Annotated in this window: 20 protein-coding genes and 4 pseudogenes; 12 read left to right on the top strand and 12 right to left on the bottom strand. The window is 70.0% G+C overall.

Features of this window, described 5'->3' with window-relative positions; genetic code table 11:
* Positions 1-52: 52 nt before the first annotated feature.
* Positions 53-1,450 (bottom strand): class II fumarate hydratase, encoded by a 1,398-nt coding sequence (locus ABZ937_RS39400; RefSeq protein WP_361699601.1) that lies wholly within the window; start codon positions 1,448-1,450, stop codon positions 53-55.
* 103 nt (positions 1,451-1,553) lie between these two features.
* On the opposite strand from ABZ937_RS39400, the gene ABZ937_RS39395 reads away from it, so the two are divergent.
* Positions 1,554-3,068 carry a ricin-type beta-trefoil lectin domain protein gene (locus ABZ937_RS39395; protein ID WP_361699599.1) on the top strand — a complete coding sequence of 505 codons (1,515 nt, stop codon included), beginning with the start codon at positions 1,554-1,556 and terminating at the stop codon, positions 3,066-3,068.
* Between the two features lie 153 nt (positions 3,069-3,221).
* Here ABZ937_RS39395 and ABZ937_RS39390 read toward each other — a convergent pair whose 3' ends face one another.
* Positions 3,222-4,892: a fumarate hydratase gene (locus tag ABZ937_RS39390; RefSeq protein ID WP_361699597.1), complete on the bottom strand. Its 1,671-nt coding sequence runs from the start codon at positions 4,890-4,892 to the stop codon at positions 3,222-3,224.
* Positions 4,893-5,037: 145 nt separating this feature from the next.
* Between ABZ937_RS39390 and ABZ937_RS39385 the strand changes: the two genes are divergently transcribed.
* Together ABZ937_RS39385 and ABZ937_RS39380 are read left to right on the top strand one after the other, a co-directional pair.
* Positions 5,038-5,727, top strand: a complete 690-nt coding sequence (locus tag ABZ937_RS39385; RefSeq protein ID WP_361699595.1) for a DUF1707 domain-containing protein — start codon at positions 5,038-5,040, stop codon at positions 5,725-5,727.
* A 171-nt stretch (positions 5,728-5,898) separates the two neighbouring features.
* Positions 5,899-6,273 (top strand): WhiB family transcriptional regulator, encoded by a 375-nt coding sequence (locus ABZ937_RS39380; protein ID WP_361699593.1) that lies wholly within the window; start codon positions 5,899-5,901, stop codon positions 6,271-6,273.
* Positions 6,274-6,327: 54 nt separating this feature from the next.
* Here ABZ937_RS39380 and glpX read toward each other — a convergent pair whose 3' ends face one another.
* A complete protein-coding gene (gene glpX, locus ABZ937_RS39375) occupies positions 6,328-7,362 on the bottom strand; it encodes a class II fructose-bisphosphatase (RefSeq protein ID WP_361699591.1) in 1,035 nt (344 codons plus the stop codon).
* Positions 7,363-7,489: 127 nt separating this feature from the next.
* Between glpX and ABZ937_RS39370 the strand changes: the two genes are divergently transcribed.
* A complete protein-coding gene (locus ABZ937_RS39370) occupies positions 7,490-8,017 on the top strand; it encodes a DUF4245 domain-containing protein (protein WP_361699589.1) in 528 nt (175 codons plus the stop codon).
* 105 nt (positions 8,018-8,122) lie between these two features.
* On the opposite strand, the gene ABZ937_RS39365 is transcribed toward ABZ937_RS39370, so the two are convergent.
* The 4 genes from ABZ937_RS39365 to ABZ937_RS39350 all read right to left on the bottom strand — a co-directional run bounded on the left by ABZ937_RS39365 (position 8,123) and on the right by ABZ937_RS39350 (position 10,696).
* Positions 8,123-8,713: a malonic semialdehyde reductase gene (locus tag ABZ937_RS39365; protein WP_361699587.1), complete on the bottom strand. Its 591-nt coding sequence runs from the start codon at positions 8,711-8,713 to the stop codon at positions 8,123-8,125.
* Between the two features lie 144 nt (positions 8,714-8,857).
* Positions 8,858-9,082 (bottom strand): exodeoxyribonuclease VII small subunit, encoded by a 225-nt coding sequence (locus tag ABZ937_RS39360; protein WP_361699585.1) that lies wholly within the window; start codon positions 9,080-9,082, stop codon positions 8,858-8,860.
* A complete protein-coding gene (gene xseA / locus ABZ937_RS39355) occupies positions 9,079-10,287 on the bottom strand; it encodes an exodeoxyribonuclease VII large subunit (protein ID WP_361699583.1) in 1,209 nt (402 codons plus the stop codon). The genes ABZ937_RS39360 and xseA overlap by 4 nt, the downstream gene beginning before the upstream one ends.
* A 217-nt stretch (positions 10,288-10,504) precedes the next feature.
* On the bottom strand, positions 10,505-10,696 hold the full coding sequence (locus tag ABZ937_RS39350; RefSeq protein WP_361699581.1) for a hypothetical protein: 192 nt from the start codon (positions 10,694-10,696) through the stop codon (positions 10,505-10,507).
* Between the two features lie 31 nt (positions 10,697-10,727).
* On the opposite strand from ABZ937_RS39350, the gene ABZ937_RS39345 reads away from it, so the two are divergent.
* Complete coding sequence (locus ABZ937_RS39345) at positions 10,728-11,744, top strand: 4-hydroxy-3-methylbut-2-enyl diphosphate reductase (RefSeq protein ID WP_361699579.1); 1,017 nt, start codon at positions 10,728-10,730, stop codon at positions 11,742-11,744.
* Positions 11,745-11,773: 29 nt separating this feature from the next.
* On the top strand, positions 11,774-12,523 hold the full coding sequence (gene ppgK / locus ABZ937_RS39340; RefSeq protein WP_361699577.1) for a polyphosphate--glucose phosphotransferase: 750 nt from the start codon (positions 11,774-11,776) through the stop codon (positions 12,521-12,523).
* Positions 12,524-12,558: 35 nt separating this feature from the next.
* On the opposite strand, the gene ABZ937_RS39335 is transcribed toward ppgK, so the two are convergent.
* Entirely contained in the window at positions 12,559-13,143 is a 585-nt protein-coding gene (locus ABZ937_RS39335; protein WP_361699575.1) for a DUF6542 domain-containing protein, read from the bottom strand.
* A gap of 185 nt (positions 13,144-13,328) precedes the next feature.
* Between ABZ937_RS39335 and ychF the strand changes: the two genes are divergently transcribed.
* The gene (ychF, locus tag ABZ937_RS39330; protein WP_361699573.1) at positions 13,329-14,417 is read left to right on the top strand and encodes a redox-regulated ATPase YchF; all 1,089 of its coding nucleotides are present in this window, start codon (positions 13,329-13,331) and stop codon (positions 14,415-14,417) included.
* A 110-nt stretch (positions 14,418-14,527) separates the two neighbouring features.
* Here ychF and ABZ937_RS39325 read toward each other — a convergent pair whose 3' ends face one another.
* Positions 14,528-15,109: a Uma2 family endonuclease gene (locus tag ABZ937_RS39325; protein ID WP_058081750.1), complete on the bottom strand. Its 582-nt coding sequence runs from the start codon at positions 15,107-15,109 to the stop codon at positions 14,528-14,530.
* An 83-nt stretch (positions 15,110-15,192) separates the two neighbouring features.
* Positions 15,193-17,277 (bottom strand): N-6 DNA methylase, encoded by a 2,085-nt coding sequence (locus ABZ937_RS39320; RefSeq protein ID WP_361699571.1) that lies wholly within the window; start codon positions 17,275-17,277, stop codon positions 15,193-15,195.
* An 874-nt stretch (positions 17,278-18,151) separates the two neighbouring features.
* On the opposite strand from ABZ937_RS39320, the pseudogene ABZ937_RS39315 reads away from it, so the two are divergent.
* The 5 genes and pseudogenes from ABZ937_RS39315 to ABZ937_RS39295 form a co-directional block, all read left to right on the top strand.
* A pseudogene (locus ABZ937_RS39315) lies at positions 18,152-18,921 on the top strand (IS481 family transposase); the annotation flags it as partial.
* Entirely contained in the window at positions 18,822-19,475 is a 654-nt protein-coding gene (locus ABZ937_RS39310; protein WP_361699663.1) for a coenzyme F420-0:L-glutamate ligase, read from the top strand. The pseudogene ABZ937_RS39315 and the gene ABZ937_RS39310, both read left to right, overlap by 100 nt.
* Before the next feature lie 269 nt (positions 19,476-19,744).
* Positions 19,745-19,834 (top strand): annotated as a pseudogene (locus ABZ937_RS39305) (type II toxin-antitoxin system YoeB family toxin); the annotation flags it as partial.
* Between the two features lie 70 nt (positions 19,835-19,904).
* Positions 19,905-20,060, top strand: a complete 156-nt coding sequence (locus ABZ937_RS39300) for a hypothetical protein (RefSeq protein ID WP_361699661.1) — start codon at positions 19,905-19,907, stop codon at positions 20,058-20,060.
* Between the two features lie 166 nt (positions 20,061-20,226).
* Positions 20,227-20,625 carry an Imm7 family immunity protein gene (locus ABZ937_RS39295; RefSeq protein ID WP_361699569.1) on the top strand — a complete coding sequence of 133 codons (399 nt, stop codon included), beginning with the start codon at positions 20,227-20,229 and terminating at the stop codon, positions 20,623-20,625.
* 121 nt (positions 20,626-20,746) lie between these two features.
* Here ABZ937_RS39295 and ABZ937_RS39290 read toward each other — a convergent pair.
* Positions 20,747-20,941, bottom strand: a pseudogene (locus ABZ937_RS39290) (nucleotidyltransferase family protein); the annotation flags it as partial.
* Between the two features lie 60 nt (positions 20,942-21,001).
* Positions 21,002-21,657, bottom strand: a pseudogene (locus ABZ937_RS39285) (hypothetical protein); the annotation flags it as partial.

Raw genomic sequence — 21,657 nt, 5'->3', positions numbered from 1 at the left:
GCTGCGGTGCGGGTCACGGAGGCCCGCAGTGGCCGGAAACGTTCGCTCGCGGTTACGGGTGCGTCATCCGCAGGACATCCAGCGCCTCGTCGAGCTGCTCCAGTGTCAGGTCGCCGCGCTCCACGTACCCGCTCTCCAGGACGACTTCGCGGATCGTCTTCCGTTCGGCGAGGGACTTCTTGGCGACCTTCGCGGCCTCCTCGTAGCCGATGTACTTGTTCAGCGGGGTCACCACGGACGGCGACGACTCGGCGTACTCGCGGGTGCGTTCGCGGTCGGCGGTGATGCCGTCGACGGTCCGGTCGGCCAGCAGCCGCGAGACGTTGGCGAGCAGCCGGACGGACTCCAGGACGTTCTTGGCGATGACCGGGAGCATCACGTTCAGCTCGAAGTTGCCCGCCGCGCCGGCGGTGGCGATGGTGGCGTCGTTGCCGATGACCTGGGCTGCGACCATCAACACGGCTTCCGGGACCACGGGGTTGACCTTGCCCGGCATGATGGACGACCCGGGCTGGAGGTCGGGCAGCCGGATCTCGGCGAGACCGGTGCGCGGCCCGGAGGACATCCAGCGCAGATCGTTGGCGATCTTCGTCAGGCCGACCGCGATGGTCCGCAGCTGCCCGCTGGTCTCCACGACGCCGTCCCGGGCGCCCTGCGCCTCGAAGTGGTCGCGGGCCTCGGTGAGCGGCAGCCCGGTGGCCCGGGCGACCTCCTCGATGACGGCGGCGGAGAACCCGGGCGGGGTGTTGATGCCGGTGCCGACCGCGGTGCCGCCCAGCGGCAGCTCGGCGAGGCGGGGCAGGGAGGCACGGAGGCGCTCGACGCCGTACCGCACCTGGGCCGCGTACCCGCCGAACTCCTGCCCGAGCGTCACCGGCGTGGCGTCCATCAGGTGGGTCCGCCCGGACTTCACCACGTCGGCGAACTCCGCGGACTTGCGCTCCAGGGCGGCGGCGAGGTGCTCCAGGGCCGGGATCAGGTCGTGGGTGACGGCGGCGGTGGCCGCGATGTGGAGGGACGACGGGAAGACGTCGTTGGACGACTGGGAGGCGTTCACATGGTCGTTGGGATGCACGTCCCGGCCGAGCCGCTCGGTCGCCAGCGTCGCGATGACCTCGTTGGCGTTCATGTTGGACGAGGTCCCGGAGCCCGTCTGGAAGACATCCACCGGGAAGTGCTCGTCCCACTCCCCCGCGGCGACCTCCCCGGCCGCCTCCTGGATCGCCAGCGCGACCTCCTTGTCCAGCACGCCCAGCTCGGCGTTCACCTTCGCCGCCGCCGCCTTGACGCGGGCCAGCGCCTCGATGTGCGCGCGCTCGATCCGCTGCCCGGAGACCGGGAAGTTCTCGACGGCGCGCTGCGTCTGCGCCCGCCACTTGGCATGGGCCGGGACCCGGACCTCGCCCATCGAGTCGTGCTCGATCCGGTACTGCGGCTCTTCGGTCGTCATCGTCGTACCTCCGAAAACGTGAGCACGTGTCGCGGCACGCGTATTCCCTATGTGACTACCCGCCAGTAAATACCGGGGGTAACACCTGCTTCGGGGAGGCGTCATGGAACGCGTCAGATCCAGGATCAGATGTACGGCCGTCGCTGTCGCGACGGCCGCCACCGTGTTCGCGGGCCTCACGGCCCCCGCCGCCCACGCGGCCCCGGCCGCCATGGCGGCCACCCCCCTCCCGCCCGACCTGGAACGCATCCGCGCCGCCGAGGCCACCGCCCTCTACGGCGACCCGGCCGAGCGGCCCCTCGCCGACCGCAAGACCTCGCTGATCTCCCTGGGTGACAGCGAGATCTCCGGCGAGGGCGTCGGCAGCTACGAGCCCGGCACCGACGGCCCGGACAACTGGTGCCACCGCTCGCCCCAGGCGGCCGTCCACCGCACCGGCATCCCCGCCGACGTCACCTACAACGTGGCCTGCTCCGGCGCCTCCACCGGCAACATCCGCATCGGCGGCAGCAGGCAGTACGCCGACGAACTCGTCCAGAGCGACAGCCTCGCGATCAAGGCCCGCACCACCCGCGTCAAGATGATCGTGCTGGTCGCCGGCGCCAACGACGACCTCCAGTTCGGCCCGGTGATGACCGACTGCGTGACCCGCTACCTGACCCTCCAGGGGACCTGCGAGCCCAAGTACACCCCCGGCTGGCAGGCCCGGGTCGACGCCCTGGTCCCGAAGGTGGAGGCCACCGTCGCCGACCTGAAGACCGTGATGCGGGACGCGGGCTACACGGACGACGACTACACACTCGTCCTCATGGGCTACCCGAGCCCCATCGGCCCCGATATCCACGACAACCCCGACTTCCCGGGCAAGCTCCCGGGCGGCTGCACCGGCTACGACTCCGACGCCGCCTGGGGCCGGAACACCGCCGTCCCGCTCTTCGAACGCGGCATGCGCGAGGCCGCCGAGGAGAGCGGCGCGTACTACCTCGACAACTCCCGCCTCTTCCACGGCCACGAGGTCTGCATGGAGGACACCTGGGCGCGGGGCCTGTACGTCGACCTCGCGGGCCCGTTCCCGCCCGACTCCAACTCGGTACGGCAGTCCTTCCATCCCAACGCCCGCGGCCACGGCGCCTTCGCCGCCTGCCTGACCCGGTTCTACAACTCCGGCTACCGCGAGGCGGGTTGTGCCGACCCCGCGAGCACCGGCTCTCCTCAGCTGTACCCGGGCGCCTGGGACGACGCCTTCCACCCGCTGACCGGCCGGGCCACCGGCGCCTGCCTGGACGCGTCGGGCGGATCGAGCGCCAACGGCACGGAGGTGATCGGCTGGGACTGCCACGGGGGCCGCAACCAGGGCTGGTGGTACGACACCGAACGGCGCTCGCTGCACGTGCAGTCGACCCACGACCGGTGCCTGGACGTGCCCGGCGGCTCCTACACGGCCGGCACGGGCCTGATCCTCTGGAACTGCCACGGCGGCGCGAACCAGCAGTTCGTCCGCCGGTCGGGCACGATCCGCCCGGCGGCGGCGCCGGGGCTGTGCGTGACGCCGGCCGCGGCCGGCGAACGGACCCGGCTGCGGAACTGCGACGGCTCGGCCACGCAGCGCTTCAGCTGACCAGGAGCCGGCGCGGGCTCCGGGCGGACGGCGTCCGCGCCCGGCCGACGAGGTCCGCCCCCCGGCCGCCCGCCTTCCAGCCGACCGAGTCGGGTGGCGGGTGGGCACAGGCCGGGGGGCCAGGGGGCGGAGCCCCCTGGTAGGGCACGGGGACTAGGCCAGCCCCGGACCCCGCACCGGGATGCTCGTGAACGTCGGCTGAGGCGCGGGGTCCTGGAAGAAGTCGTTGCCCTTGTCGTCCACCACGATGAACGCCGGGAAGTCCTCGACCTCGATCTTCCAGACGGCCTCCATGCCCAGCTCCTCGTACTCCAGGACCTCCACCTTCTTGATGCAGTCCTGGGCGAGGCGGGCGGCCGGACCGCCGATGGAGCCGAGGTAGAAGCCGCCGTGGGCGTCACACGCGTCGGTGACCTGCTTGCTGCGGTTGCCCTTGGCGAGCATCACCTTGGAGCCGCCGGCGGCCTGGAACTGCTCCACGTAGGAGTCCATGCGGCCGGCCGTGGTCGGACCGAAGGAACCGGAGGCGTACCCCTCGGGGGTCTTCGCCGGGCCGGCGTAGTACACCGGGTGGTCCTTCAGGTACTGCGGCATCTCCTCGCCCGCGTCCAGCCGCTCCTTGATCTTGGCGTGCGCGATGTCGCGGGCCACGACCAGCGGGCCGGTCAGCGACAGGCGGGTCTTGACCGGGTACTTGGTCAGCTCGGCGAGGATCGTGTCCATCGGCTGGTTGAGGTCGATCTTGACGACGTCGGACGACTCGTCCAGGTGCTCGTCGGTCGTGTCCGGCAGGAAGCGCGCCGGGTCGGTCTCCAGCTGCTCCAGGAAGACGCCCTCGGCGGTGATCTTCGCGACCGCCTGGCGGTCGGCCGAGCAGGAGACGGCGATGGCGACCGGGCAGGAGGCGCCGTGCCGCGGGAGGCGGACCACCCGTACGTCGTGGCAGAAGTACTTGCCGCCGAACTGCGCGCCGATCCCGATCTTCTGCGTCAGCTCGAAGACCTTCTCCTCCAGCTCCTTGTCCCGGAAGCCGTGGCCGAGAGGGGAGCCCTCGGCCGGGATCTCGTCCAGGTAGTGCGCGGAGGCGTACTTCGCGGTCTTCAGCGCGTACTCGGCGCTCGTACCGCCGACCACGATCGCCAGGTGGTACGGCGGGCAGGCGGCCGTACCCAGCGAACGGATCTTCTCCTCCAGGAACTTCATCATGGAGGCCTCGTTCAGGACGGCCTTCGTCTCCTGGTACAGGAAGGACTTGTTGGCCGAGCCGCCGCCCTTCGCCATGAACAGGAACTTGTAGGCGCCGCCGTCGGTGGCGTACAGCTCGATCTGGGCCGGCAGGTTGGAGCCGGTGTTCTTCTCCTCCCACATGGTGAGCGGAGCCATCTGCGAGTAGCGCAGGTTGAGGTTCAGGTACGCGTCGTAGATGCCGCGGCTCAGCGCCGCCTCGTCGCCGCCCTCGGTCAGCACGTTCTGCCCGCGCTTGCCCATGACGATCGCCGTGCCGGTGTCCTGGCACATCGGCAGCACACCGGCCGCCGCGATGTTCGCGTTCTTCAGCAGGTCGAGCGCGACGAACTTGTCGTTGCTCGACGCCTCCGGGTCGTCGATGATCCGGCGCAGCTGGGCCAGGTGGGCCGGGCGCAGGTAGTGCTGGATGTCGTGGATGGCCTCTTCGGCCAGCTTGCGCAGCGCCTCCGGCTCCACCTTCAGGAACGTCCGCCCGTCGGGCCCCTCGACCGTGGAGACACCCTCGGAGGTCACCAGCCGGTACGGGGTGGTGTCCTCGCCCTGGGGGAGCAGATCGGTGTACGCGAACTCAGGCATCTCAGCCCATTCCTCACTCTGACGGACGGCGGCCCGCCGACGCTGGCGGGCCTCACCAGCGTAGAACCTGCCGTCGCCGCCGAGCTTGTGAGGTAAGGCTCAGTCAGGGGTATCGCGATCTATCGTGTTTCGCTATGCTGCTTCCGTGGACCTTCAGAAGCAGACCGCACCCGCACCCGCGACCGAGCTGCGCGCCTCCGACGCCGACCGCGACCGCGTGGCCGACATCCTGCGCGAGGCCCTCGCCGAGGGCCGGCTGACCGCCGACGAGCACGCCGAGCGCGTGGACGGGGTGCTGAACGCCAAGACGGTGGGGGAGCTGGAGGTCTTCATCCGGGACCTGCCGGCCGCCCACCGGCGCCCCGCCGCCCCCGCCTACACGCCGGTCCCGTCCCGGCCCACCCCTGGCGCGATCCCGGCGGAGGCCGACGCCAGCGTGGTGGCGGTGTTCAGCAGCGCGATGCGCCGGGGCCGTTGGCGGGCCGGGCGCCGGCTGCACGCGTACGCGGTCTTCGGCAGCGTCGAGATCGACCTCAGCGAGGCGATCTTCGAGTACCAGCAGGTGATGATCAAGGCGGTCTCCGTCTTCGGCGACGTCCAGATCCGCGTCCCGGAGAACATCTCGCTGCGCGGCACCGGAGGCGGTGTGCTCGGCAACTTCGAGGTGAGCCCGCTGGACTCGGCGGACTCCGACGCGCCCGTCGTCTACGTGGACGGCTGGGCCGTCCTCGGCAATGTCGAGGCGCATCCCAAGCGGGGCAGGCTCGTGGCGGACATCCTGGAGCGCGTCCAGGACAAGGTCGACCGGAAGCTGCGCAAACACCTGGGTCATTGAGGGCCGCGAATCCGCCGGTGACCGGAGCGGCCCGATCTCGCGGCGTCCCCGTGGGGGCGTGAACGAGTCGGCGCGCGCCTGCGGATGGGAACGCTGTGCATAGGAGCGCGCACAGCGGGTAGGCCTTGCTGCATCGTCTCTCGCTCGCGAAGCCGTCGTCAGGAGTAGACCGTGCTGCAACCGCCGCATTCGTCCCTGCAGGTAGCCGCCGTTCCGGCCCAGCGGGTGCCAGCGCGGGACAGGGACCAAGACGCCCCCTGGCACACCGAGGCCGTGTGCCGGCGCGACGAGGCCGGCCTCTTCTTCGCCCCGTCGAAGGAGCCGACCGCCGCCCGGCTGTCCCGTGAGGAGGCGGCCAAGCGGGTCTGCGCGCGCTGCCCGGTCATGGTCGAGTGCCGCGAACACGCCCTCCTCCAGCCCGAGCCCTACGGCGTCTGGGGCGGCCTGACGGCGGCCGAGCGCCGGGTGGTGCTGGCCCGGCGCCGCCGCAGGGACGTGGAGCTGAAGAAGGCGGCGAGGGCGGCGGCGAACCGCATGGCGGGCTGACAGCAGCGAAGAGCGCCCCCTGCGCGCAGGGGGCGCTTCCCGTTCCTCCGGGTGCTACTTGGCCCGGTCGAAGTCCACGGCGCTGTAGGCCCGCAGCTTGCTCAGCCGGTGCTCGGAGTCGATCCTGCGTACCGTCCCCGACTTCGACCGCATCACGATCGACTCGGTCAGCGCGGTCTCCGAGCGGTACCGGACGCCGCGCAGCAGCTCGCCGTCGGTGATCCCGGTCGCGACGAAGAAGACGTTCTCCCCGGACACCAGGTCGTTCGTCGTCAGCACGCGATCCAGATCGTGCCCGGCGTCGATCGCCCGCTGCCGCTCCTCGTCGTCCTTGGGCCACAGCTTGCCCTGGATGGTCCCGCCCAGGCACTTGACCGCGCAGGCCGAGATGATGCCCTCGGGGGTGCCGCCGATGCCGAGCAGCAGGTCGACGCCGGTGCCCTCGCGCAGCGCGTACACCGAGCCGGCGACATCGCCGTCGGAGATCAGCTTGATGCGGGCGCCGGCCTCCCGGACCTCGCGGATCAGACCCTCGTGCCGCGGCCGGTCGAGGATGACGACGGTGACGTCCTCCGGCGTGGCCTTCTTCGCCTTCGCGATCCGCTTGATGTTCACGGCCACGGGCGCGTCGATGTCGACGAAGTCCGCCGCCTCCGGGCCGGTGACCAGCTTGTCCATGTAGAACACGGCGGACGGGTCGAACATGGCGCCGCGCTCGGCGGCGGCGAGGACGGCGATCGCGTTCGGCATGCCCTTGGCCGTCAGCGTGGTGCCGTCGATCGGGTCGACGGCGATGTCGACCTCGGGACCGGTGCCGTCGCCGACGTGCTCCCCGTTGAAGAGCATCGGCGCCTCGTCCTTCTCGCCCTCGCCGATGACGACCACGCCGTTCATCGAGACGGTGGAGACGAGGGTCCGCATGGCGCGCACCGCGGCACCGTCGGCGCCGTTCTTGTCACCGCGCCCCACCCAGCGGCCCGCGGCCATCGCGGCGGCTTCGGTCACCCGGACGAGTTCCAGGGCGAGGTTGCGGTCGGGAGCCTCGGCGGGAACATCGAGCTCGGACGGCAGGTGATGATTTTCGGTCATCGGAGCGCACCTTTCTGATACGACGACGGCCGGATGAGGGTCTTGGACCCGACTCTATCGTTAGGCAGACAAAATGAGCAGGGGGCCCCACGGATGAGCGCTTGGGGCACCTGCGACGATAGGGGGCGTGGCAGGTTCGAACGGCAAGCAGAAGACGGCCCGGGACATGATCCTCTCCCTGGCCCTGATCGGCATCGCGGCGGCTTTCGTGTGGTTCTTCGCCATCCCGCACGACGATCACGCTCCCGACCTCAAGCGGGTCGACTACCGGGTCGAGCTGCTCACGGCCCGCCGGGCGGCGAGCTATCCGGTGGCCGCGCCCGAGGGCCTGCCGAGTGCCTGGAAGGCGACCTCCGTACGCTTCCAGGGCGGCGATTCCGACCGCTGGCACCTCGGCTTCCAGACCCCTGACGACCAGTATGTGCAGGTCGAGCAGTCCACGCAGAAGCGGGCCGACTTCATCGACCTCGCCAGCCAGGGCGGGTCGGCGACGAAGCGGACCGAGGACATCGGCGGCCGCACCTGGACCCGGTGCACGGGCGGCCGGTACGACGCCCTCGTCCTGGAGGGCACGTCCGGCTCCACGACGGTGGTGGCCGGAACCGGCTCCTTCGAGGAGCTGAGGACGATGGCCGCGGCGCTGAAGACGAAGTGACCTGCACAACAGACGGAGTGACCTGTACGACCTCCACGCACGCGGAGAGGCCCCCGGCGATGCCGGGGGCCTCTCCGCGTGTCCGGCCCTGTGGGGCCGGGCCGCTCAGACGGTGGTGACGACGTCCTCGTACGCCAGGCGCGGGGAGCGCGGGAACCAGGCGTCCGGGCCCGGGCGGCCGATGTTGACGACCATGAGCGGGGTGTGGTCGTCGTCCAGGAACTCCTTGCGGACGCCCTCGAAGTCCAGGCCGGTCATCGGGCCGGCGGCGAGGCCCGCGGCGCGCACGCCGATGATGAAGTACGCGGCCTGCAGGGCGGCGTTCAGCCCGGCGGCACCCTCACGGGCCGCACGCTCGCTGAAGAACATGTCCTTGGCCTGCGGGAAGTGCGGGAACAGCGCCGGCAGCTCCTCGTGGAACTCATTGTCCGCGGAGAGGATCGCGACCAGCGGGGCGGCGGCCGTCTTGGCCTGGTTGCCCTCGGCCATGTGCCGCACCAGGCGCTCGCGGGCCTCGGCGGAGCGGACCAGGGTGATGCGCAGCGGGCTCTGGTTGAAGGCCGTGGGGCCGTACTTGACCAGGTCGTAGATCGCCTGGACCTGCTCCTCGGTCACCGGCTCGTCGGTGAAGGTGTTCGCGGTGCGGGCCTCGCGGAACAGCAGGTCCTGGGCGGCGGGGTCAAGGGCGAGAGACATGCGTGAACTTCCTAGGTGACGTCTGTTCCGACGTACCGGACCATGGTCCGGATCGGCTGACGTGCACGACACTACGTCAGTGAAGTTCAACCTTCAACAAAGGCCGGGGTGTGGTGACCCGCTTCACAACCCCGGGGTCGACGCCTACTCGGCGCCCTCCTCCTTTTCCTCCTCGGCCAGCGCCGCGTCCAGCCGGGCCCGGGCCCCCTCCAGCCAGCGCCGGCACACCTTGGCCAGCTCCTCGCCGCGCTCCCACAGCGCCAGGGACTCCTCCAGCGACGTACCGCCCGCCTCCAGCCGCCGTACGACCTCGATCAGCTCGTCCCGCGCCTGCTCGTACGAGAGCGCCTCGTCCACCTTGCTCGTCATTCGCTCACCTTCACTGTGAATTCACCGTCGGCGACGCGGGCACGCAGCGCCTCGCCCGCCGTCACCTCGGCCGGATCGCGCACCACGTGCCCGTCCGCCCGCTGCAGCACCGCGTAACCCCGCTGGAGCGTCGCCGCGGGGGAGAGGGCCACCACGCGCGCGTGCGTGTGCGTCAGCTCCGAGTCCGCGCGGTCCAGCAGATGCCCCAGGGTCCGCCGGCCGCGGTCGAGCAGCGACGCGACATGGTCGGCGCGCTCGTCGATCATCCGGTGCGGATCCTCTATCGACGGCCGGGCCAGCGCATGCGCCAGCCCGCGCTCCTCCCGCTCCACGGACGCGGCCATGCAGCGCCGCGCCCGGTCCCGCAGCATCCGCACCCGCTCCAGCTCCTCGCCGACGTCCGGGACGACCTTCTTGGCCGCGTCCGTCGGCGTGGAGGCGCGCAGGTCGGCCACGTGGTCCAGCAGCGGGTTGTCCGGCTCGTGCCCGATCGCGGACACCACGGGCGTACGGCACTCGGCCACGGCCCGCACCAGCTGCTCGTCGGAGAACGGCAGCAGGTCCTCCACGCTGCCGCCGCCGCGCGCGACGATGATCACGTCCACGTCGTCCAGCGCGTCGAGTTCCTTGACCGCCTGCACGACCTGCGGGACCGCGTGCACGCCCTGCACCGGGACGTTGCGCACCTCGAAGCGGACGGCCGGCCAGCGGTGCCGTGCGTTCTCCAGCACGTCCCGCTCCGCGGCGGAGGCCCGGCCGCACACCAGCCCGATCAGCTGCGGCAGGAACGGCAGCGGCTTCTTCCGCTCCGGCGCGAACAGCCCCTCGGCCGCGAGCGCCCTCTTCAGCTGCTCCAGCCGGGCCAGCAGCTCACCGACGCCGACCGGCCGTATCTCGGCGGCCCGCAGCGACAGCTGGCCCCGGGGGGCGTACCACTCGGGCTTCGCCAGGACGACGACACGGGCGCCCTCGCCGACGACGTCCGCGACCGCGTCGAACACCTGGCGGTAGCAGGTCACGCTGACGGAGATGTCGTACGAGGGGTCGCGCAGCGTGAGGAACACGACGCCGGCACCGGGGCGCCGGGAGAGCTGGGTGATCTGCCCCTCGACCCACACGGCCCCGAGGCGGTCGATCCAGCCGCCGATCAGCCGGGAGACCTCGCCGACGGGGAGCGGGGCTTCGGGGGACGTGTTCACAGCCATGCGGCGAGCCTAACGGCCGGTACCGACAATGCCGTCCCGGCTACGCGCGGTCACGACTCCGGAGACGCAGCCTGCGGGCAGTCGTGCGGTTTCCCGCGCTTCTGCGGGCGCGCAGCCTGCGGGCAGTCGTGCCGCTGGGGCGGCACGGGTGGGCGCAGGCGGCACCCGCCGGCGCGGGCCAGGGAACCCCCGCCCCGCCACAGCGCCGGCCGGCTGGTCAACGGCTCCCGCCCCCGGTGACCTCCTCGGCGAACGCCGCCGAGGAGGCGAACACCGGCAGGACCACGATCTCCATGGCCACCGTCCACACCCACCGGGGCACGTCGGGGACCAGGGCGCGCCGGTACTGGAAGCTGTCGTTCCGGTGTCGGACATACGCACGAACTCTTCCCCGCGCGAGCGCGGGCACGCGATCTCCGGCCTCCGGACGCGGCCTTACGATGGGACCCATGACCGCTTCGTCTGGCCGCCGTGTCCTGCTCGCCGCCCCCCGGGGCTACTGCGCCGGCGTGGACCGCGCCGTGATCGCCGTCGAGAAAGCCCTGGAGCAGTACGGGGCCCCGATCTATGTCCGGCACGAGATCGTCCACAACAAGTACGTCGTGCAGACCCTGGAGAAGAAGGGCGCCGTCTTCGTCGAGCGCACGGAGGAGGTGCCGCCCGGCAACATCGTCATGTTCTCGGCGCACGGCGTCGCCCCCGTGGTGCACGAGGAGGCCCGGCAGGGCCGGCTCGCCACCATCGACGCCACCTGCCCTCTGGTCACCAAGGTCCACAAGGAAGCCGTCCGGTACGCCAACGAGGACTACGACATCCTCCTGATCGGGCACGAGGGGCACGAGGAGGTCATCGGCACCTCCGGCGAGGCCCCCGAGCACATCCAGCTCGTCGACGGTCCCGAGGACGTCGCCAAGGTCACGGTCCGCGACGAGTCGAAGGTCGTCTGGCTGTCCCAGACCACGCTCTCCGTGGACGAGACCATGGAGACCGTCGACGCCCTGAAGACGAAGTTCCCCGGGCTCGTCTCTCCGCCCAGCGACGACATCTGCTACGCCACCCAGAACCGGCAGCTCGCCGTGAAGCAGATGGGCGCCGAGGCCGAGCTGGTCATCGTGGTCGGCTCGCGCAACTCCTCCAACTCCAAGCGGCTCGTCGAGGTCGCCAAGCTGGCCGGCTCCCGCGAGGCCTACCTGGTGGACTTCGCCAGCGAGATCGACGAGGCCTGGCTGGAGGGCGTGACCACCGTCGGTGTCACCTCCGGTGCCTCCGTGCCCGAGGTGCTGGTCGAGCAGGTCCTGGAATGGCTCGCCGAGCGCGGCTACGGGGACGTGGAGCTGGTCAGGGCGGCCGAGGAGTCGATCACCTTCTCGCTGCCCAAGGAACTCCGCCGTGACCTGCGTGAAGAGGCCGCGGCGCTGGTCGCCGAGCGGGGCGGGAGCGGCACGTCCGGGGAGTGACTGTCAGTCGTCCGTCGTAACGTGGAGCCATGCAGATCTTCGGTGTGGACATCGGCGGATCCGGGATCAAGGGCGCCCCTGTGGACCTGGACCGGGGCGACCTGGCCCAGGAGCGCTGCAAGGTGCTCACCCCGCATCCGGCGACGCCCGACGGCGTGGCGGACGGCGTGAAGCAGGTCATCGACCACTTCGGCTGGACGGGCCCGGTCGGCCTGACCTTCCCCGGGGTGGTCACCGGCGGCGCCACGGTGCGTACGGCGGCGAACGTCGACAAGAGCTGGATCGACACGGACGCGCGCGCGTTGTTCAGCGACCGGCTCGGCGGACTCCCGGTGACCGTGGTCAACGACGCGGACGCGGCGGGCGTCGCCGAGATGGAGTTCGGCGCCGGCCGAGGCCGCAAGGGCACGGTCATCCTGCTCACCTTCGGCACGGGCATCGGCAGCGCCGTCTTCGTGGACGGCACCCTGGTCCCGAACACCGAGCTGGGCCACCTGGAGCTGAACGGCCACGACGCGGAGCGGCGCGCCTCCAGCAAGGCCAAGGAGGACCACGACCTCAGCTGGGAGCAGTGGGCGAACCGCGTCCGCAAGTACCTGGCGCACGTGGAGATGCTGTTCTCGCCGGAGCTGTTCATCGTCGGCGGCGGGGTCAGCCGCAAGTCGGAGAAGTTCCTGCACCTCATCGAGGGCATCAAGGCCGAGATCGTCCCCGCGCAGCTGCAGAACAACGCGGGCATCGTCGGAGCGGCGATGAGAGCGGCCCACCACGCCGCCTAGCCGCCCGGGGCGCCCCGGTCACCGGGGCGGCCGGTCTAGCTCCTCCGCCGGCGCTGCCGGACCCACCGCACCCGGCGGACGAGCACGATCACTCCGGCGGCGAGCGTCCCCCCGTACAGCCAGCCGGCCTGGGTGGCGAGCCCGGTGACCAGCCCCATCGTCTGGCCCAGCAGCCCCCCGCCGCCCTCGCCGAGCGCCGGCAGCCCCACGGCGAACGCGATCGGTACGACGACGGGAGCGGTCAGCAGATCCCCGCCCCGCACCCACAGCGCGGTCAGCACGCACACCGGCAGGAACAGCACGCCGTAGACCGTCGGGGACCCCCCGAACAGCAGCTGGTCCAGACAGCCGAGCAGGAACATCGCCGCGGCGCAGAACAGCCCGCTGCCCAGCCCGGTCAGCCGGGGGTTCGGCAGCCGCGGTCCGGGCCGCGCCCCCCGTGCCTGCCGGACGGCCCCCGCCTGCCGCCCGCCCCGCCCGGGTCCCGGCGCGGGCCTGCGCTCACCACCGGGTCCGCGCTCGCCGCCCCGCCGGCGCCGTGCCTGCGGGGGCAGCGGGGGCTGGGGCGGCCTGCCGCGTCGCGGTCCGTCGTTCGGGGGTCGCGTTCTGTGTTGCTCCACAGGGACCAACCTAGGTCTGTTTATGTGCAGAATCGGCCCCCAGACACGCCGGTGGGCGGAGCTTGGCCGGGCGTTCGACGCTCTCGCGAGGCGGGCGCGCGGGACGCCGTAAACTGGGGGATCGGCCAGTGTCGGTCTCTGGCCCCTGGCAGCCCCTGGCCCACTCAATTACGGGAAGTCGCAACGTGTCGCTCACGATCGGAATCGTCGGCCTGCCCAATGTCGGCAAGTCGACCCTGTTCAACGCCCTGACCAAGAACGACGTGCTGGCGGCCAACTACCCGTTCGCCACGATCGAGCCGAACGTCGGCGTGGTCGGCGTCCCCGACGCCCGCCTGGCCAAGCTGGCCTCGATCTTCGGCTCGGAGCGCATCCTTCCGGCCACGGTCGACTTCGTCGACATCGCCGGCATCGTGCGCGGCGCCTCCGAGGGCGAGGGCCTCGGCAACAAGTTCCTCGCGAACATCCGCGAGTCGGACGCGATCTGCCAGGTCATCCGCGCCTTCAAGGACGAGAACGTCGTCCACGTCGACGGCAAGGTCTCGCCGAAGGACGACATCGAGACGATCAACACCGAGCTGATCCTCGCCGACCTCCAGACCATCGAGAAGGTCCTCCCGCGCCTCCAGAAGGAGTCGCGCATCAAGAAGGACGTGGCGCCCAAGGTCAAGGCGGTCGAGGAGGCCAAGGAGATCCTGGAGAAGGGCGACACGCTCTTCGCGCACGGCATCGTCCAGGGCACCGAGCGCAACGAACTCCTCCACGACCTGCACCTCCTCACGACGAAGCCCTTCCTCTACGTCTTCAACGTCGATGAGGACGAACTGATCGACGAGGACTTCAAGAACGAGCAGCGCGCCCTGGTCGCCCCCGCCGAGGCGATCTTCCTCAACGCCAAGCTGGAGGCCGACCTCGCCGAGCTGGACGAGGAGGAGGCCCTGGAGCTGCTGGAGTCCGTCGGCCAGCACGAGCCGGGCCTGGCCACCCTCGCCCGCGTCGGCTTCAACACCCTCGGCCTGCAGACGTACCTGACGGCCGGCCCCAAGGAGTCCCGCGCCTGGACGATCAAGAAGGGCGCCACCGCCCCCGAGGCGGCCGGTGTCATCCACACCGACTTCCAGAAGGGCTTCATCAAGGCGGAGGTCATCTCCTTCGACGACCTGGTCGAAACCGGCTCGGTCGCCGACGCCCGCGCCAAGGGCAAGGCCCGCATGGAGGGCAAGGAGTATGTGATGCAGGACGGGGACGTGGTGGAGTTCCGCTTCAACGTGTAGTCGTCTCGATACCGCTTGTGAGGTCATCGGTCGACATGCGGTTCAGGAGAGGCCGGACTTCGGCGAGTCCGGCCTTTTCCACGTTCAGGTGCTGACCTGGCGCTGATTTTTCAGCCGCTCCGGGGAGGTGTGAGCTTGTCGAGGTCGACACTGATCTCGAAGGGCACCGGGCGCTGGAGGGCGCCCCGGAAGATGCCGGCGGGCGCGTAGGCGCCCGTTGGTTCGTCGAGCTCGTACACGTGGACGACGGGTGCGCCGTCCTCGTCCTCGATGCACCAGTAGTGCGGGATGCCTGCCTCCGCGTATTTGCGGAGCTTGACAGTGCGGTCGCGGTGCGCGGACTCAGGGGAGACGACTTCCACGACGAGGTTCACGTGATCGGGGGCGTACCAGGTGCGGTCGGGGTCGTAGGGCAGGTCCGTCAGCAAGAGGTCCGGCTCGGGGCGGTTGCGGGCATCGAGGCGGATCGTCATCTCCCGCTCGACCTCGACGCCGGCCGGCGCCTGCGCCATGAGCGTGGTGGTCAGGGCAGTGACGAGGCGGCCGTGCCAGGACCGCTGGGGCGACATCATGAATACGAGGGCTCCGTCGATCAGCTCCGTGTGGCGCGGTGCCTCGGGGAGGTGATCCAGGTCCTCCGCGAACCAGCCTTCCGCGCGGGGCGGGCGCATCCAGTCGGGTAGTGCGGTCATGGCTTCACGGTAGCGGCTGTGGCGGCGGCAAGCCGGGTGCTCCCCGGAGCCTCCGATCCACGCCTCGCCACGGCCGCGAGTTCCTACGGCGTGGGGAGGATGCCTCCGTCCAGCGCGTCATGACGGATGCGTTGGGTCAGGGCGAGCTGTTCGCGCAGCAGGCGCTCGTGTTCGTCCAGCCGCTTCATCGTGTCGGCGATCGCCTGCTGGGTGGCAAGGCTGGGCAGTACCACGGGCAGCTCACGGAGCACGTCGAGGGAGATAGTCTTCATCTTCATGCTCCCGGTGGAGTGGGCCTCCAGCCACGTACGTGCCTCCAGACCCCGCAAGTACGCGGCGAAGTAGTCGGCGTCGAGCTCGGCGGGGGGACGCAGCAGGAAGCACCCTGTGCCGCACACCCAGCCATTCTGTTCCTCACGGACGACGGCGGCTCGTCCCAGCTCTCCTCGGCGCGCCATGACGACATCGCCAGGGCGGAGGTGGAAGCGCTCCAGCCCCATGGCCTGTCGCTCGCTGATGCACCGGATGTTCGCGGTGCTGAAGCCACTTCCGGTCAGGTCTTTGGGCATCACCACGGGTACGCCGCCGACGTCGACGTAGTGGTCGGCGCGAATCAGACTTCCCGAGGGTCCCGCGAGCAGCAGGCCCGGGGCCTCGAGTAGCCCTTCTGCGGAGCCCTCCACCAGGCGCCGGAGTGGCACACGCGGGGCTTCCGTCTCGCCGCGCGCCACCCGCTCGCTCCGGTCGAAGCTCTTGCAGAGGTGGGCCGTCGCGCCCGCTGTCGATTCGGCGCGATTCACTAGCTCGTCGAGCAGGCGGCGTGTGTCCAGCGCCGCGGTTGGCTGCTCCCGGGCAGGCGTCACGTACAGCCGGGGGTCAAGGGGACAGCCGTCGTTCTCCAGGATCTCGTCGTAGGAGACCGAGCAGGAGAATCCGGGTTCGTCGGGAGTCGCGCAGGGAGACCGTAGCCAGGCGTGGAACCGGCCGCTGATGCGGTCCCTGTCTGCCGGGCCGAGCTCACAGGCTTGGCGCGGAGCCTGCGTGCCGAGTTGGCTCGCGTCGATGAAGAGGACGGAATCGGTTTCACCGACGGGGACGTGGCGGGATTTGTCACGGGCGAGTAGCCAGAGGTGCACAGGGACCGTCGTGCGGGAGAAGAGATCGGCCGGTAGCGCGACAATGGCGAGAAGCGCGCCTTCGGCCAGTATCGCCTTGCGGATCTCCGCTGCGCGACCGCGTGCGGAGGCAGCGCCCGACGGCATGATCAGGGCGGCCTTCCCCTTCTCGCTGAGTCGGGTCCACGCGAGTTGGATCCAGGCGAAGTTCGCGTTCGACTCGGGGGGTGGGCCGAAGGGCCAGTCAAGGTGTTCCAGGCCCTGGACGCGCTGGTTGAACGGCGGGTTGCACAGCACGAGTTCGGCCATGCCGTTGCCCAGACTCCGGAAGAGTGACCCGGGATCGGAGGCACGTACCAGGGGCCGGTCGATGCCGTGCAGGGCCAGGTTCAGCATGGCCAGCTGGGGGTTGCGGTGATCCATGGCGTAACCCTCGAACGAGGCGCCGCCAACGTGACCCTGCTGTGCGATGTGCCGCGCGGCGGCGGCGAGGAACCCCCCGGTGCCGCAGGCGGGGTCGAGTACACGATCGCCGGGCTGGGGGGACAGGCATTCCGAGATCAGTCGCGTGAGCGTGCGCGGGGTGTGGTACTCGCCCGTCTGAGCGGTGCTCTCTGCGACGTACCGTTCCAGGAGCAGGTCGGCGACCTCTTCGATTCCGGCCTCGGCGGCTGTAGGGGGCTGTTGGAGCGCGGCAAGGAAGGCCGCCACCCATGGCAGGTCCTCCGCCTCGCCTTTGCCGGCGAACACATTCTCCGGATTCCAGGGCGCGAGCACGGGAAAGCGGTCGTTCCTGGAGGCGAGGAAGAGTGCGTCATTCAGGTCCCTCAGCGGTGGATACCCGGTCTGTGCCTCCGCAACGGCTCTGGACCACCGTTTGACCAGTTCGTCACCCGGATCGTTCGCAGAGTCGATGAACCTTGCGAGCACCAGGATGGCGAGCATTGCGGTGAGGTCGCGGTCCGTGCTCCGGCCCCGCTGAAAGGGGGCATACGCCCGCCACAGTCGGTCGACGACCTCTGCGGCGGGGCCGTGCGCATCCGTGCTCTCCACTGGGAACTCCTCGCTCTGGTGTTTCACTACGGTCGGCTGATCGCATACGTGGCTGCCGGTGCCTGCTTGAGTAGCTATGCGCAGTGTGGCTGCGCAGTCGCACGGCGCTGATACTGTGTGCCTCGTCCGGCATCCTCTTCTGTCGAAGCGTCATAAACCTAGCAACTCATGGGGGTTGATATGGCGTGCCAATCGTTCTCATCGCTGTACGAAAGACAAGTGCGCAGTCGGACTGCGCGATGGGGTTGTCGCGTTCTTGCTGCTGGAGGGGCTCGGGGACGAGTCACCGTGTGGGGAGGTCGCCGCACGGAAGGTCTGAGGAGTGACTCACGTCACCATCGCCATGACGTGCCGACCCTGTAAGCGTGGTCGCCGGCGTCGGCGGCTTCGGGGCGCGTCCGCCCGTCGCCTCACCGTGCGCTGGCGCCACGCGCTGCGAAAGGCCTCCGGCGGGGCCGGGAGAAGAGGGCGGGCGCGTGGCGAGCAGACACGGTTGCGAGGGGATCCGGCTACACGAGGCCGGCCCAGTCGGTGGTCGATGGCCACGGCAGGGCGGTCGATGCGGTGCGGGCGGCGCTCCGGCCGATTCGCGACGCGGCGGTCGAGCGCGAGCTCGACGCCATCCCCGCTCGGACACCGATTTGACCCGTTGGACCGTTGAAGAGGAACAGGCACGCTTGGGTATGACCGACGGGGGGTCCACGACGCCCGACTGAGTGACGGGCAACGGAGCCCCAGCCATCAGTGCGGCCTCGCCGACGATCCAGCGCTAGGTGTATTGATCACGAGCGTTGTTGACACCTGCGGGGCTTGATCATGCCGAAGACCTCCGGTGTGGTGGAGCTGTCTAGGACTGCACCGCACGGAGGTCTTCGTGCCCCACCGTAATGCCCGGCTGACCGTTCATGGCAGGCGGCTGCTTGTCGAGCGTGTCGGCGCGGGCCGCCCTGTCGCGCATGTTGCGGCCGAGACGGGCATCTCCCGCGCGACCGCCCACAAGTGGATCCGCCGCTGGCGCACGGAGGGCGAGGCCGGCCTGCACGACCGATCCAGCCGCCCGATGACGACAACCCACCGCACTGCGCCAACGGTGGAGGCCAGGTGTGTCAGCAGCGGCAGGCACGCAAACTCGGACCAGCCCGCCTTGGCCCGATCCTGGGACTGCCCACCTCGACCGGGCACCGGGTCCTGACACGTCGCGGCCTGAACCGGCTGGCCCACCTGGACCGGCCGACCGGACAGGTCATCCGCCACTACGAACGCGACCGGCCCGGCGAGCTGATCCACGTGGATGTCAAGAAGCTCGGTCGCATTCCCGACGGCGGCGGCCGCAAGGTCCTGGGCCGCCAGGCCGGCCGCGTGACCCGCAGTGGCATGGGATTCGACTACATCCACTCCGCTGTCGACGACCACACCCGCCTCGCTTACAACGAGATCCACGGTGATGAGAAGGCCGCCACCTGCGCATCCTTCCTCCGCCGGGCAGCAGCCTTCTTCAGGGCACACGGCATCGATCGCGTCGAGCGGGTCCTGACCGACAACGCCTGGCCCTACCGCAAAAGCTTCGCCTGGCAGCAGGCCCTGGCCGACCTCGGCGCGGTCGGCCAGCTCACCCGCGCCTACCGGCCGCAAACCAACGGCAAAAGTCGAACGCTTCAACCGAACCCCGCGAGCACTTCCTGGCCACCGAGAAGGGGCCGATCATCGCCCACCACACGCTCGGCTACCAGCTCACCTCCGCGGGGATCGACCGGGCCGGCACCGAAGGCGCCTGGCTGCTGCCCGAGGACCCTGACGCTTCTGCCCGCTCCTTGCGCGACGCCCTGAGTACCTACTCCGGCGCCACCGTCGCCGTGGTCATCGCCGACTCCGACGGCCGCGCCGACCGACGCGGTGCCACTGTTATCTCCATCGGTGCGGCAGGTGTGGCGCCCCTGCGGGTGACGGAGCACGGCGGTAAACGGCAGGAGGAGAGACCTTCACCGACCTCATCGCTGCGGCAGCGGGGATCATCCTCGGCCAGCGCGGTCGTGGCGCCTCGGTCGCGGTCCTGCGCGGTATCGCGTACGGCTCCAGTGACGAGGGCGTGGCCGCGATGCTCCATCACCGGCCGTGAAGCTCGTCATCATGCCGCTCGCCAGTCCCGCCGCACTCCAGCCCTGTGCGAGAGACGCCGGAGCTGCATGGTGCTGGGATAGCGCTCCCGTGCTGGGATGGTGCTGGGATGACCGGCTCGAAAGCGTCGTTTCCGCAGGTCACAGCGCTGTGTCCGACGTTCCGCTTCAATGTCTGATACGTCCAGCAAAAGGCCGTCTGACCTGCGACGGAGCGGGTTGGGCGGCCTTTGCGGTCCGCACAGAGTCCGCAGCGCGCTGACTTCGGTCAGCGGGCGGGGAGCGGATGCGCTGCGCACGTCATGTGACCTGGTCGTCACCAACGGCCTGATCGACCGGCTTGGTAGTGGCCGTGGTCGAGGCGGATCGACGACGAGCACCGTCTCGTCTACCTGCTCACCGACAAGGAGATCGTCATCCTTGCCGCTCGCTACCGCTACTGAACGTGTAACGGCAGCGTGAAGTGAATGCGACGAGACCGACGCGCGGTTCTTCGCGAGCGCGACCGACCTCATCGGCACCCCGACCGAGCTCAACGACGAGGACGGGCGCACCGCCTGGCAGAGCCGCACCACGCTGTGGGCATTACGACGTGGAACGCCAACGCGTCCGCGTACACACCGCTCCACGCCCGACCCAGAGTTTCGCGAACGACCCGGACGGACGTGAGTTCGACGCGATCAGCGACGAGTACGTGGCCCAGGCGAAGGCGGCCGCACGCCGTACTTCCGCTTCGACGGACCGCCCGGCCCCGGCGTGATCGATAAGCTCCAGGAATACGGACGCCGGTACGGCGTCGAGCCGGTGATCGACACGGCTTCGCTGGAGTGAGGGCATGTACGAGTTCCATGGCTGGTTCGGTATCTCCGAGGACACGTACGAGGACGACTCGCAGTCCCTGCGGGCCGGTGTCGAGGAGCTGCGTGCGCGGATCGACGCAATCCAGTGGGCCCCCAGCTGCAAGGTCATGCTCGACGTCTTCAACGGGCTGCACGTCGTCACGGCCACCGGCCAGACCAACCACATCGGATACGAGGCCGGGCAGCTGGACGAACTGGTCGCGTACATCGCGCGCCGTTTCCCCGGCTCGTGGGGGCTCCTTTACGACCGCTCCGACGAAGGTGACCTCCCGAACGCCGACAACGCGTTCCGGGTGCGCGTCATGCGCAGGGGGGTCGTGGAGGAGCGCCTGGATCCGTTCCTCTCGCCGTGCAATCCGGTGATCGAGGACTGACCCTACGAGGCTCGCCGGGGCTCACCTGTCACCGAGGGCGCCACAGTCGTCGAACAGGTAGACGGCTCGACCCGTCTGCTGCCCTGACCAGGCCCGCAGCACCGCTCTCTTCACGCCGCCGGCCGTCGGCCTTCACACGAACCCCCGGACAGCACGTCGTCGCGGCGAAGCTGTCGATCGCCGCCTCGGTGGAGTCATACGGCGGGCACGCCACTCCCAACTTCCCCTCATACCAGAGGTGAACGCGTGCCTCGTTCCGGATCTCGACCTCGGCAGGCAGGTCGGCGAAGACCTCCCGCCCGGCCCGGACAGCTGACACCAAGGAGGCGGGCGCCCGCTCGTGTTCGGCTGGTGCCCGCCTCCCTGTGTCGTGCTGCTAGCTGAGCGTGCCGATCTTGTTGATGACGTCGATCGCGTTGTCCTGGTGTGCCGAGCTGTACAGGACCGGGGCGGTGATGTGGCCCGCTCCGTCGTCCTCGCCGTGCGAGTTGGCGCCGACGATCTGACCCTCCGGGGTGGCCATCGGGCCGCCCGAGGCGCCGTGGCCCATGTCGCAGTCGAACTTCAGCCGGTCGTCCACGGGGAAGAACGGGGTGGCGTCCTGCGCGTTGCCCGTGCAGTAGAACTGCGTGTAGCCGTCCATGTCGGTGCGGTGGTAGCCGTCACCGGGGAAGCCGGAGTCGATGATGTCCGACCAGTCGGGGCCCGAGCCGAAGTTGTAGCCGAAGGCGCCGACCGTGTCGGTCAGGTTCGTGTAGCCGGCCGGGGGAATGACCGTGAAGGCTGCCATGTCGCCCCAGAACATGTCCCCGTCAGCGGTCCACGCGGTGGGCGCGACCTTCGCGTTGGCGGTCCACTCGCCCCACGGAGCGTCGTAGCCCTTGGCGGTCTGGTCGTTCTTCTTGAAGCCGGGGATGAAGACGATGTCCTTGTAGAAGCCTTCCGCGCCGGTTCCGTCACCGGGGTGGACGCAGTGGCCGGCGGTCCACACGGTGTTCTTGTTGGCGGTGACGATGGACGATCCGCTGCAGC

This window comes from Streptomyces sp. NPDC046727 (assembly GCF_040645635.1).
GTDB lineage: Bacteria > Actinomycetota > Actinomycetes > Streptomycetales > Streptomycetaceae > Streptomyces.
Note: the sequence above shows the minus strand (reverse complement) of the source record. Positions and strands in the feature narration are given on the sequence as shown.